The 13,023-nt window shown below is 41.6% G+C and carries 8 protein-coding genes; 3 read left to right on the forward strand and 5 right to left on the reverse strand.

Features of this window, described 5'->3' with window-relative positions:
• The first annotated feature begins 342 nt into the window (after window positions 1-342).
• The gene (locus QZL88_RS11750) at window positions 343-657 is read left to right on the forward strand and encodes a helix-turn-helix domain-containing protein (RefSeq protein ID WP_291031353.1); all 315 of its coding nucleotides are present in this window, start codon (window positions 343-345) and stop codon (window positions 655-657) included.
• Window positions 654-980: a helix-turn-helix domain-containing protein gene (locus tag QZL88_RS11755; RefSeq protein WP_296941367.1), complete on the forward strand. Its 327-nt coding sequence runs from the start codon at window positions 654-656 to the stop codon at window positions 978-980. Before QZL88_RS11750 ends, QZL88_RS11755 begins: the two co-directional genes overlap by 4 nt.
• 36 nt (window positions 981-1,016) lie before the next feature.
• On the opposite strand, the gene QZL88_RS11760 is transcribed toward QZL88_RS11755, so the two are convergent.
• Both QZL88_RS11760 and QZL88_RS11765 read right to left on the reverse strand, forming a co-directional pair.
• The gene (locus tag QZL88_RS11760) at window positions 1,017-6,659 is read right to left on the reverse strand and encodes an N-6 DNA methylase (protein ID WP_296941369.1); all 5,643 of its coding nucleotides are present in this window, start codon (window positions 6,657-6,659) and stop codon (window positions 1,017-1,019) included.
• Window positions 6,649-7,092, reverse strand: a complete 444-nt coding sequence (locus QZL88_RS11765; RefSeq protein ID WP_296941371.1) for a DUF1896 family protein — start codon at window positions 7,090-7,092, stop codon at window positions 6,649-6,651. The genes QZL88_RS11760 and QZL88_RS11765 overlap by 11 nt, the downstream gene beginning before the upstream one ends.
• 288 nt (window positions 7,093-7,380) lie before the next feature.
• Between QZL88_RS11765 and QZL88_RS11770 the strand changes: the two genes are divergently transcribed.
• The gene (locus QZL88_RS11770) at window positions 7,381-8,031 is read left to right on the forward strand and encodes a GNAT family N-acetyltransferase (RefSeq protein ID WP_296941374.1); all 651 of its coding nucleotides are present in this window, start codon (window positions 7,381-7,383) and stop codon (window positions 8,029-8,031) included.
• Between the two features lie 2 nt (window positions 8,032-8,033).
• Here the strand turns inward: QZL88_RS11770 and QZL88_RS11775 are convergent, their stop codons facing one another.
• The 3 genes from QZL88_RS11775 to QZL88_RS11785 form a co-directional block, all read right to left on the reverse strand.
• Complete coding sequence (locus tag QZL88_RS11775; RefSeq protein ID WP_296941376.1) at window positions 8,034-10,142, reverse strand: type IA DNA topoisomerase; 2,109 nt, start codon at window positions 10,140-10,142, stop codon at window positions 8,034-8,036.
• A gap of 36 nt (window positions 10,143-10,178) precedes the next feature.
• Complete coding sequence (locus QZL88_RS11780; protein ID WP_296941378.1) at window positions 10,179-11,729, reverse strand: DUF3945 domain-containing protein; 1,551 nt, start codon at window positions 11,727-11,729, stop codon at window positions 10,179-10,181.
• 221 nt (window positions 11,730-11,950) lie between these two features.
• Entirely contained in the window at window positions 11,951-12,997 is a 1,047-nt protein-coding gene (locus QZL88_RS11785; RefSeq protein WP_296941380.1) for a DUF4917 family protein, read from the reverse strand.
• Window positions 12,998-13,023 lie beyond the last annotated feature (26 nt).

Here is a 13,023-nt window from a genome sequence, read left to right on the forward strand (position 1 = left end):
CTTTTCTCCAATATATATATAATCTGTATTCTTATATCCCCCATATTTATTCCATGAATCTTTAATTAATTCATTTATTCTATTCTGTAAATAAGTGCATTAATAAACTAAATACTCCCCAGATTAATAGTTAAAAAAATTATTATTCTCTTACATATTTAATACAAAAATACATTTTAAAGAAATTCTACCCCATTCCTCTCGTCTATTTTTTTATAATTGATAATTTACATTACTTTATGCATCAACCGTTTATATGTATCTATCAAAAATATCCCACCTAACTGTGGAATATAAGATCTTTTAATCTCAGATCTTTGCATCAAATCAATAGTTAGTAGCATGAAAGTAATAGTTATAGAATCGGAAGCCTATAAAAGACTAGTACGAAAAATCGACCGGATTCATTCTTTTATACAAAAACAAGAGAAAGAAAATACTATCATACAACAATCCGATCCATCAGAGGTGTGGCTAAGTGATCAAGATGCTGCTACCATATTGCGGGTAAGTAAACGCACCATGCAGCGGTTACGCAGTAACGGAGAAATAACTTATTCAATCAGGGGAGGAAAAGTGTGGTATATGTTGGCAGAGGTCAAACGTCTATTACCGGGACTTGTGGTAAACAAGGATAAGAAAGGAGGTAACCCATGAGCAATGACGAAGGATTAAAAGATTTCATACAAAAGTGGTTCGAGCAATTCATGGGACGTTTTGACCGATTGGATAAATTTATGGATATCATGAGCGGACGCCATAACGTACTAAATGGTGAACGTCTTTTAGATAATCAAGACTTGTGCCAAATGCTGAACGTAAGCAAACGGACATTACAACGTTACCGTTCGGCAGGCGAACTGACCTACATAACTATCCATCACAAGATATTTTACACAGAAAAAAACGTAGAGAAATTTATCCGCGATCATTTTAGAGATAACGATAACATAGCTGGAGTTATGGAAGAAAAAGAATAAAATACGACCGCAGAACTCTTCTGCGGTCATCTTCATTTAGAGCTTCAGACCTCTTTTTTCTTCTTTTGGAGGACTACTACCCACCGATGCAATAACAAATCTATCTCCCATAACCTCTTTCACTCCTTGCAAAGTATTGGGCATAGGAGTATCTTGAACCACTGCCGATTTTGGGCTATTCTGAGATTGAGCCTGATTCTTTTCTGAAGTGTTTTCTTGTCCTTCGCTTTGCTCAATAGGCTTTAATGATAACTCTATCTTACGTTCCAAAGCTGTGAGTTCCGTTTTTAAGTCCTTCAAATCATTCTCTTTCGACCATATGCTTTCCACTACCTGCCTGAGAACAGGTACGTCCAGCATCCGTTTATCGGTGTCTGTCTGGTACTTCTCCAAAAGTTTGGGCATACTGTCGAGTGCATTCAGAAAATTTAGCGAAGCAGTTTTAGGATCTGCCGCCAAACTCCCGTAATTATAGTTGTAGAGTATCTGTCCCTCTCCACGCACAAAAAAACGGTTTTGTACCAAATCATAGCCGTCTTTATTGGTAGTCTCTGATTTTACCAATAAATCAAATCCATATAACGAACCGATTTTCTCGTGAGCTCCATGTGTACGTGCTTTGTCCGATATTTCGTTCAACTTCTTTCCGATAGCAATCGGATCAGTAGCTTGAAAACCATCCAATTTTACAGGATTGAGCCGTGTCCCATCAGGAGCAATCTGTACCTTGCTATTGAAGGCTTCCACATCTTTGGAAATGCGATCAACATATCCTTTATTGGATTCTACGGTCTGCATGATATTTTCTAATTTGTATCGGCTCGATGATTTTCCACGAACAAAAGCCTGCCTTTCACTTTCTAAAGCAGCTATCCTCTTTTCTATCCTTGCTTTTTCCAGCAATTCAGTATTCCCTGACAGGATAGCCACATATTCAGAAAAGTTCATACCGCTTTTCTCATCCAGACTGCCCTCGTCAATGGTTCGAGTACCCAAATTATTGTTTTTAAGCTGTTTGATAAATAGCTGTTTGTTGTGTAGCAAACCAAATTTATATGCATCGAGTGATTTTTCCACGGCATAAATCTTCACATCTACCTTATTATCAGCATACAGTTTCGCAATCTCATTGCCTTTGCGTATTGCCCGTCCGTCGCGCTGTTCCAGATCAGACGGACGCCACGGTGCGTCCAAATGATGGATGGCTACTGCCCGTTTCTGAGCGTTCACGCCTGTCCCCAACATCTCGGTAGAGCCGAACATCACACGGATTTTTCCTTCGTTCATATCCTTGATCATGGCTTTACGTGCTTTCTCGCTACCGGCTTCCTGAATAAATCTCACTTCGGATGCAGGGATGCCGTAATCCTCCACCAATTTGCGTTTTATCTCTGTATAAGGGCTCCACTGTCCGGGCTTGTATGTACCCAAGTCCGAGAAAACGAACTGAGTACCCTTTTGAGCATCATATTTTTTGTAATAGTCAGCTATGGATGCCGCACAATGACTGGCTTTGTTGTCCACATGGTCGCCATATGTATCGGGGTCGATCATCCGCATATCAAGCGACATCTTACGGGCATAATCGGTCGCTATCAGCATTTTTGCTTTTTCTTCCCGTTCCGAAAGTGGTTCTCGTCCCAAAAGAGTGGCATCGCCTGTTTTGGCGAACTCCATCAGTTTACCGATAAATTCCTGCTGGTCAGGTGTGGGTGGTATATTGTGTAGAATCTCATTTTTATCGGGACGGTCTATACCGATATCCTGTGCGGTACGGTAATCGGTAATTTCGGAATAAAAAGAAGCCAGTTCCGGCACTTTGATAAAATAGCGGAAACGTTCTTTCTGCACAATCTGATTAGTTACCGAGAACTCGTAGTCTTTTGTTTTCTTGGCAAAGATAGCTGCCCAAGCGTCGAAAGTATTAATACCCTGCCTTTCCAGTTCTTTGGGACGCAGGTATTTGAATAACAGATATAGTTCTGTTAGTGAGTTGGATATTGTTGTTCCCGACGAATAAGTAGCTCCTAAGTCCTTACCTGTGCGTTCTTGTATGGTACGCAAAGCAAAAAGCATATTGAGTGCCCGTTGACTACCTTCGGTATTTCCTAAGCCTGCTACACGGTCGTGTCGGGTGGTAAAAGTCAGGTTCTTAAATTTGTGAGATTCGTCTACGAACAAGTGGTCTATACCGATCATCCGAAAATCAGACATATTGTCCTTACGGTTTTCGATCTGGTGAGCTATTCCTTCCAATTTAGTTTCGAGATTGGCTTTACGTTTCTCACAACCTTTCAGCATCCCTCTCGAAACCTCTTTGCCCTGCGAACGCAGCACATCGAGGTTTTCTTCTACACTATCAAGTTCAGCCTGTAAGATGCTTCGTTGTATCTCCGGAGATTGGGGTATCATCCCGAATTGCTCGTGTGTTAAAATCACCGCATCCCAATTGTTGTTTTTCATTTCGTTGAAAATACGATTGCGGTTCTGTGGTGTAAAATCCTCCTTACCCGGATAGAGTACCTTTGCATCAGGGTATGCCGTACAGAAGGTCTGTGCTATTTCGTGAACATTGGCTTTCAGACCTGTGATAAGGGGCTTATTCACCAATCCGAGCCGCTTCATTTCCATTGCACCACAACACATAATCAGCGTTTTACCGCCGCCCACCTCATGATCGATGATCCCGCCACCGTTCAATTTAAGCATCCAGATGGCATCTTTCTGGCTCTTGTATAAGTCGAGAATACCCAAACCTTTCAGGTCGAGTCCGGGAAAAGTTTGGTGTGATCCATCGTATTCGGGTCGTACAAAACAGTTGAACGTGCGGTTATAGAGGTCTGCAAGCCTGTCTTTAAATTCGGAAGTTTGTTCTCTGAGCCAGTCCGAAAAGCCGTTACGCATCTCATCTATCTTGGTATTGGCAAGCTGAATAGCTTCTCCATCACGAACCTTTGTTTCTTTGCCGTCTACCCGAATTGTTTTTGTAATATCGGGAGTGGTGTCGTGCAAGGCATGACGCATCAGGGCAATGCCATCGAAGGTACGGCTCTCCCCTTTAACAGCATATTGGTCTTTGATTTTGGCGTTTTTAGTATCAGAATTTATGCTGAACTCATCTCTGCTGGGAGCATAATGTATATTTACATCCGTTTCAAAAAGGTAGGATGCAAAAGCAGCATAGATACCCGAAGGTATCCACCGTTCACCGAAATTGAAATCCAGATCGTCGAAAGCTATCGGTTTGGGTATAGCGTCTTGTAGAGCGGTCAAAGATTCTCTGGCAGCTTCATGGTCAGGATTGCGGTCGATAAAGTTTTGGACTTCGTCAACTTTTGAAATAACGTTACCCGATACAAACTTGTCTGCAACCTCATAACCCCCGACAAGCGGATTGAAATAGATCTTCCCTTTCAGCTCATCAAGTATGCCCTCTTGCGTATTATTTGTCAGAGAGACCATGTGATCTAAATTTACCGTTCCGTATTTATTGAGACTGGAGACAAGAGCTTCGTATGCGTTATCCACTTTAGAAATCTCATCGGAGTTAAAAGCTACGGGACGTTCAAAAATATCAGCTTTGATCGCTTTACCTTCCCGGTAGCGTTCTAAGGAGAGTATTTCCCGCCCTGCGGCATCCATCTTGATAAGGTCGAGATTCTTTGCATCGTTCAGATTACCGAATTTTTGTGTAAAATCATCGTATAGGCGATTAAGCATCTGCCGTAATGCCGGATTTTCTTTAAGTGTATCGGCTTCGTTGTTATACAAATGATTATAGGTATCACGTATTTCGATATAGAGCGATGCCTGTTTTTGCTGGCTCGGTGACAGTTCCAAAGGATGGAACATGGGTTGGTGTCCGTCAATATCCCGCAAATAGCCTATACGATTATCTGTATCGGTTACCAATGAGCCATTTTTATAGTGTTTTGGCAATCCGTTTTCGGGTATAGGCATCGGAATAGGCTTCAACCGTTCAGCTCGTTCTTTTTCCAACCGCTCAGTGCGTTGTTCGGGTGTTTCGGTCGGCTTAGTTGTTGACGGACTTTTAGCTTGTACTCCCTTTTGTTGTGGCATAGGCATACGACGACGGGAACGTTTGGGCTGTTTAATCTGTGAACGTTCTTCGGCAGAAAAGCCAAACAGGTCGTATAAGGTAACAATCGGCTGTTGCTGGATATCAGGAGGCGATACTTTCTGTTGTTCTATAACTTCTCCTGTGTCTGTATTTACAAACAAGCCACTGGCTTCATCCTTGATGATTGTATCTTTTTTTGTTTCAGGTACAACTTTCGTCTCTTCTTTTGGAGAGTTAATACGTGGCTCCACAACTGCTTTTTTGTCCTGCTCGGACAGTTCAGCCCATACCTTTCGGTTTCTGGCTTCTCCAAAAGGATAGAAATGGACTAAATCTTCGAGGGTAGGTTCATAAGCTGATTTGGGGCTTAGCTCCACCATATCCGAAACGGAGATTTTTTCTATCGGAGTTACAATAGTTTGTTGTTCTTGATTTTGGGGAGCATGAGATAAGTAGTGCTCCAGATCGAGGTATTTGGAAAAATCTTCATTCAGCATCCGGTATAGTGTTGCTGCAATGGCTTCTGTTCCGCCGGAGTGGGTAAATTCCATTGCAGGTTTGCCGTAAGGATCTGTACCTACTTTTACATCCGTTTGTACCACCCTGTCGAAGTCTTTGAAGAGATTATTTACGAATATACCGTTGGATAGTTTGCGGGATTCAATAAAATCTTGCTGCCTTTGGGTTGGCAAGATCGTTGAATTCTTGCGTTGCAGGATAATCAAATCACTGCCGACCTCTGTTCCTGCTTCTTCTGTAAATAAGTTATTGGGTAAACGGATAGCCGATACGACATTGCAACTATTCATCAGGTGTTCACGGATTGGCTTGTTCTGTTCCGAGTTGAGAACGCCCTGCGAAGTGATAAAGGCTATTAATCCACCCTCGCGTGCAGCCATCACACTTTTGGTAAAAAAATAATTGTGGATTGCCTTCGTTGATTGACTGACTGCGGGTATCTCATGCTTGGAAAGTAAGGGATCAAATACAGCGACATCCCCGAAAGGAATATTGGATGCTATCACATCATAATGCTGTGCATATCGTCCTTCCATTTTTTCGTAACCCTCGATCCGTATTTTATCTTGCGGATGCAGGTGTGAGAGAATCTTACCTGTCAGCAGGTCTTTTTCAAAGGCTGTAACCTCAGCATCCGGCACGGTTTCTTTGAACGAGGATATAAATGCTCCTGCTCCGGCACTAGGTTCGAGAAATCGCACAGGTTTGATACCGTTGTTATTCAAAGCCAGTGTCAAAGCATCGACAACAGGCTTTGGCGTATAAAAAGCAGTCAGCACTGAATTTTTCAGCGAACTGATATAGCGTTTGTACTCGGCATCGTCTTTTGCTCCATCCCGTAACACTTGATGTAATTCGGTTACGAGTGAAAACAGATCATGTTCAGAGGCTTTCCAATGGGCCATATCTTCCGGTTTGGCGGCGGGATTCAACACGGCTTTTATCCCACCAAAACCAGAATAGGCTGCCAGCTTTTCTTTTTCAGCATTGGTAGCCTGTCTTTTTTCTCTATCGAGAGCGAATGCAATGCGGATCGCTTCGATATTGTCCCGAAGGTGGGCTTTCTTGTTATAAGCCATTTTCGAGCAGGATTTGTATTTCGCCTGTCAGTTCCGTGTAAAACTGATTGTACTGTGGTGTATCGGCAAAATCATCAGAGAAGGTGTATTTTTGAATCGTATCGGTAAGTCGAGACAATAACTCTATGGCTATGCCTTCGGCCCCAGTCGGATTTACTTCTTTGAAAAATTCTTCCCAAAGGATAGTTACAAGAGTTCGGTAGGTAGAGAAATGCAAGCCTTCATATAAGACTTGCGAAGAGATGACTTCCGCTTCGTCGTGGGTATGACCTGATTTTATGGCTTGGCTATACGCCTCTGCTGCGGCATCACCGCGGGCAGCAATAAAGTCATAGTCGGTTGCTTTATCAGGATGGGTATCTTGTAAGTAGGATAATAGGGATAGCCGGAAATAGGATAATTCTACGGCTGATGTATTTGATTTTGTTGCCATATCATTGATTTTTTAGTGAGGGTCGAAGCCCCTTCTGTTATTGCTTTTGTAAGAATGAAACTTACAATCGGAAAAGAAAAAAAGCATCCGGAGCTTAGCCCCGGATGCCACCACTAAAAAATCAATGTTAAACGACTATTCCGAATCGTAAAACAAAGACCTTTCAGTGGCAAATATAGTGAAATTATTATTTCAATGGTCGCTCCTTACTTGGTGTCGTTGCGTATCCGATCACTTATATTTAAATTTGTATGATTCATTGAATCGTAATATCAAACAGCAATTGTCATGTCATTACCTGATGTCCGAATAGATAACTTGAAAGAATCTGAATATGAAGAAGCAGCTACTATTTTAGTAGATGCTTTTGAATCGAATCTCGCTTATGCTTCAATCTTCGTTAATAAGTATAGATTGCGAGACGGATTGTTTTGGTTATTCAAGACCAATCTATTTCTAATAAACAGAAGACAGTCTGTGACAAAAGTCGTTAGAATGAAAAACTCAATGGAAATAATAGGAGTATTCAGCTTATTACCTCCCAATGGAATAAAATCGGAACTTCGCGATTATTTCAAGATCGGAATACCTCGATTTATTATCAGTTTTGGATTCTCGGCTTTACGCACAATGCTTAAGATGGATGCTCTTAACAAACAGCTTCTAACCAATGCCATCGGAGCCAATGAATATTATTATTTATCAATGGTTGCCATAAAAGCAAACTATCAGGGCTCAGGGATTGGTTCTTATATGATCGACAATTGCTTGCAAAAATTGAGATCTATAAATCGAATATGCCATATTGTTGGTTTAACAACCCAACTTTCGGAAAACGTCATTTTTTATACCCGATTAGGATTCCAAAAATTGGATGAGGGTGAAATTCAACTGAAGAAGGGCTGTTATTACAATTATAATATGAAATTGGATCTATAGTTCTACTTCGATCGCTTCTTCTTGCTGTCACCTTTGCGTGGCGGGAACTCAAAAACTGTTTTGTAATCCGCATCGAGTTTGATAACTGCATCGAATGTACTTCCGGTCTTGGAACTTACGAAACCTTTTATCAATGAGGTTTTGCCATTCATAATAAGATCAGTAAGTTGTCCGTCTGTCAGTTCTTTTTTAGCAATGGTACGGAATACTGTCAGTCCACAACTTTCATCTTTGCATTTTACGACCTTCGGGTAAAATACCATCTGCCCGTTCTTACACTTGGGGCAGGAACAGGTATTACGGTTATCCGTGCGTTCGATAGTGGTAGAAAGCAGCTCCGTAGTGATCTGTGAAGCATAAACTTCTATTCCTTTATGAAATGTAGCGGCATCCATCTTACCCAAAGCAATTTTATTGAGGGCTTCTTCCCATTGCCCTGTCATAGCGACATCGGCAATTTTCTTATCCTTGACCGCCAGATAAACCACCAATCCTTTATTGGTGGGGACTAGAGACTTTTTCTCTCGGATAATATACTCACGGGAGAAGAGTGTTTCGATAATGGATGCACGGGTAGCAGGTGTACCGATACCACATTCTTTCATCGCTTCACGCTGTTGTTCATCCTCTACTTCTTTGCCTGCTGACTCCATCGAACTCAATAAGCTAGCTTCGGTGTGCAGTGGACGAGGTTTGGTTTGCTTTTCCTGAATCTCGCAATCACGAACAGAAAGCTTATCTCCTTCCAAAAGAGCAGGTAAAGCAATAGAATCCTCTTCATCGTTTGACTCGTCTTTAGCTTCAAATACCGCTCTCCAGCCGGGGACGAGTGTAACACTTCCTTTGCATGAAAAGTGTACGCCATCGGCATCAAATGATACGGTGGTGTTCTCTTTGATGCATGGTTCGCCAAAGGCTTCCAACATACGTCCGGCAACCATATCGTAGATAAGTTGTTCATCTTTGGATAGATTGCTTGCAGATTCTTCTGTAATAATGAGGGCATGATGGTCGGTAACTTTTGCATCATTGACCGAACGGGTATTGAGCTTGGTATCAAATCGTCCATCGATATAATCTCTAAAATAAGCATGCGAGCGAAGTGTAGCGATCAGGTGCGGTATTTCCTCCAGTACATCTTCGGAAATATAACGGCTACCTGTTCGGGGATAGGAAATTTTCTTAGCTTCATACAGACTTTGAGCTATCGTCAGGGTTTTATCTGCTGAAAAACCATGTTTGCTGTTGGCTTCCTTTTGAAGCGTAGTCAGGTCATACAATAATGGTGGTTCTTGCTTAACTTCTTTATGTTCTACCCCTGTAACCTCTATTGCTCCAATAGCTTTGACCTTTGCCGTAACTTCTTCGATATGGGTTCGACTGTCGTATTTATCTGTCGAATGAACAGCAAATGTTGTAGATTCCTTAGCAGTATGGAGTTTCAAACGAAAATAAGTTTGTGGTTTAAAATCTTTGTTTTCCAAATATCTGCTACAAATAATCGCCAGTGTCGGGGTCTGTACTCTTCCGAGTGACCAAACACCATAACCTGCGGAGATCGAAAGTGCCTGACTGCTATTGATTCCGACGAGCCAGTCTGCCTGACTTCGGGCTTTGGCAGAAGCATACAGATTGTCATAATCTGCTCCGGGACGAAGCGTTTTGAAACCATCTTTGATGGCTCTGTCGGTAAGAGAACTGATCCAAAGTCTTTCGAACGGAAGGGTGCATCCTATATATTGGTATATATAGCGGAATATGAGTTCCCCTTCACGTCCGGCATCAGCACAATTAATAACTCCATCAGCCTGAGAAAATAACTCCTTGATTACTTTGAGTTGTTTCATCACGCCGGGATCGTTCTTATATTCTTTGCCCTCTTTGACTTGTCGGGGCAATAGTTTAAATTCTTGTGGAAGTATCGGTAGGTTCTCTTTCTGAAATCCTGCAATACCGTAATGCTCCGGCATGGCTAGTCCTACCAGATGCCCGAATGCCCACGTAACGGCATATCCGTTACCTTCCATATAGCCGTCTTTCTTATTATTCGCTCCAATTATGGCTGCTATACTCTTAGCCACAGATGGTTTTTCTGCTATTATTATTTTCATTTTAACGTTGATTTTTTAGTGGTGTTAATGATAAAACTACATCTTACGTCCTTTGCTTTTCTTGGGGGCAGCAGGAGATTGTTTTTGTTCCTGTTGTTTCTGCTCGTTCTTCTCGACTTGTTTGGTGGTGGGCTGTGTCTGACCTTGCTTTAGCGGCTCCTTAGAATGTTTAGTCGCTTCGTTGGTCTTACCTTCGTTATTGACAGCCACCTGTGTTTTACTCTCGGCAGCAGGAATAACTTTCTGAGAATCTTTTGCCGCTTGTTTTGCTTCGATGGCTCGTATCTGGTCGGGATGTTTAGAGGTGTGGCGAACTTTGCCCTTGTCTTCATCAATCCATACCCATGCATTGTACTTCTGCCCTTTCTGATCGGTAGCTTCTACTTTTTGTGATCCCGAAGCATCGGGTTGTGGTTGTTTGGGACGGGATTGCATACCTTCAATAAAAATCGGCTCTTTGTTGCAGAGCTTAGTAAACTCTTCTTTACTAAGTTGTACACCTCCTTGTTTAGAATAAACCCAGACCTCATCCATCTTACGGGCTTTGGGAAGTGGTTTTTCTTGCCCTTCTCCCTGTTTAGCTTGTCGCTGCTGATTATGTTGCTGGCGTTGTTCGTCGCTAAATTTAAAATCGAAGTTTTTATTGACAGCATTGAATTGTACAAAGCGGTCAATCTTCTGAGGTTCTTCTCCCGGCTTTACCTTTTTATCCATTCCTTCAACCCATACGGCTTTGCCTTCTTTCAAGCCCTGCTGTTGTTCGGGAGAAAGAGGGGCATTCTTCAAGGTCTGCGGAATATTAATTTCGGAGAGTGGTACAGCTTCAAGGCGGTTCGTTAGTTTGTCAAGCGAGATAACAGAAGGTATTTTCTCTCCATTGACCTCAAGCTCAAATACACGTGCCCCATGCCCTGTTTTTTGGAGTTGTTCTTTATCCTGTTCGGTAAAGACCACACCCATAAAAGGTTTGTCAAAATCGGGCTGCTCCTGCTTGGGGTGCGTCACCAACTTGATACTGCCATCTTTCTGTGGTTCCAATGACAAACGAGCTTGCATCGGAAACTCATTTCCGTCAATGGTAGGTTTGATGTCGACCAGACCGGGAGACTTGTGTCCATAGACCATTGCTTTGAGGGCATCTTGCAATTTCTCACCAGAGAGTCCCAGCTTTTCACTTTCTTTCCAATCGATCTTATTGAGATCCAAAGGCTGGAACTTGCCTGTAAGCTCAATATGTATCTTTACCTTACCATCAAATTTAAGGCGATACGGATCGAGGGCTTTGTCGGTGTGGTCGATGCGGATAAGTTTATCGAGAAAAGCCGCTATTTTATCTACGGCGGACATCCCGACGGCATAAACACCGGTGTGTGAGGGATGATTGAACTGTGCTGACATCTTTTTGAAGAAGTTTTCCAGAAAGTTGCTGTTGGTGTCAACCTTCAAGAACTTGTCGGCATTTTCTTTGGTGGGTTCAACGGTCTTGAGTTTACCGTCCTGTTCCCCTGTGATGACTTTGAGCTTGCCATCTTCGCCTTGGGTCAGTAAGACTTTAGGCTCTTCGGATTTTACTTTGTTTTGATCCATGATAAATGATTTTTTATTCTGCATTACTATTAATGCAGAGCGAAAATACATTTTACTAATGGACTGATTGCAAGGTTTTAAACAGGAGGTAGCTTGTGTCCGGGATTGTCTGGGGTGGTTTGGAATATGGGTATAAAAAAAACCGCCCGAAGGCGGTTAAATGAATATTAATTAGAACAATCAATAATTGCAATATATAAAATAAATTGAGATATATAATTTTACTGCCAAACATTCGCGGTTTTCGCATTATACATACGAACAGGGCATTTGAATTTCTTTTCTATCTTCTTGATATGTGCATAGTCGCTTTCAGAATACACCCCAATATAGATGCTGCGCAACCTATTTGTTATGGGTTGCTGTGCAGCCTTATTAATAGCATCAATTATGTGAGTATCATTATCGCCAAAATTAAATCCGAATGTTATCAATGAACCTGTTATTGAAGACAGCTCATCATAACAGAAAGATAAGTATCTATTATGCATTATATGCGTAAGTTTTTCCGTTGCATTGCCCGCCGTCACAAAAATGGGATATTCCTTCTTTTCCATTCTTGCTTTGATATTATCCAAAAGATAATCTCCGTCGTATTCTTCTTTGATTATATCTATTCCAGCATCAAACAAAGGAAGCGCACCATGTAAATAAAAAACGGATTGGCTGTCTTTATGTTTTCCCCAACGTAGTTCTGAATACTCGGGTTCATAATCCGGCACATATTCACCATCTTCTAATGGGTTTTCAACTTCCCGACCAAAACCATCTCCTGCATTTTTAGATGTGTTGCGCATCAACACCCAATAGAGCAATAAATCATAGTTTGATGAAAAGACACAGCCTTCATTAGCCAAATAATCTTCTAAAAATGCGCAACAAGCGAGGCTTTTTTCTTCTGGTATTTTAAAAACATGTTCAGGATGCATCACTTGAACAGCGTCAATCAAACTATCTTTTAGATTTTCACTTGTTTGCTTGATTTGGTCAATCAGCGATTTATCAGCCTTGAAAACGTTAGCGACATCAGCAAAAAGATCTAATTGCTGCATAATCACCTCGAAATTCTTGGTATTGATACTTTTGAATAACTGTTTCAGCAACTCATTTTCTGAGTTTTCAATGAATGTGCTGAGTGCATTATACGAAAATATCTTGGCATCATAGGCCATACTAAACCCGTTGCCTAACAACAAATGCTTGGTTCGTTTTTGCTTTGCAAGATGTTTGACAACATCTTGGTACGTTTGAAGGCTGTCAATACTCATGATTTTAATATTTTAATGTGTTATCA

Source organism: uncultured Dysgonomonas sp., assembly GCF_900079725.1.
In the GTDB taxonomy this organism is placed as follows: Bacteria; Bacteroidota; Bacteroidia; order Bacteroidales; family Dysgonomonadaceae; genus Dysgonomonas.

What these genes read in the sequence shown, in the direction of transcription:
- QZL88_RS11780 (WP_296941378.1), bottom strand. Translation starts at nt 11,729, where the DNA reads ATGGATCAAAACAAAGTAAAATCCGAAGAGCCTAAAGTCTTACTGACC.
- QZL88_RS11770 (WP_296941374.1), top strand. Translation starts at nt 7,381, where the DNA reads ATGTCATTACCTGATGTCCGAATAGATAACTTGAAAGAATCTGAATAT.
- QZL88_RS11765 (WP_296941371.1), bottom strand. Translation starts at nt 7,092, where the DNA reads ATGGCAACAAAATCAAATACATCAGCCGTAGAATTATCCTATTTCCGG.
- QZL88_RS11755 (WP_296941367.1), top strand. Translation starts at nt 654, where the DNA reads ATGAGCAATGACGAAGGATTAAAAGATTTCATACAAAAGTGGTTCGAG.
- QZL88_RS11750 (WP_291031353.1), top strand. Translation starts at nt 343, where the DNA reads ATGAAAGTAATAGTTATAGAATCGGAAGCCTATAAAAGACTAGTACGA.
- QZL88_RS11775 (WP_296941376.1), bottom strand. Translation starts at nt 10,142, where the DNA reads ATGAAAATAATAATAGCAGAAAAACCATCTGTGGCTAAGAGTATAGCA.
- QZL88_RS11760 (WP_296941369.1), bottom strand. Translation starts at nt 6,659, where the DNA reads ATGGCTTATAACAAGAAAGCCCACCTTCGGGACAATATCGAAGCGATC.
- QZL88_RS11785 (WP_296941380.1), bottom strand. Translation starts at nt 12,997, where the DNA reads ATGAGTATTGACAGCCTTCAAACGTACCAAGATGTTGTCAAACATCTT.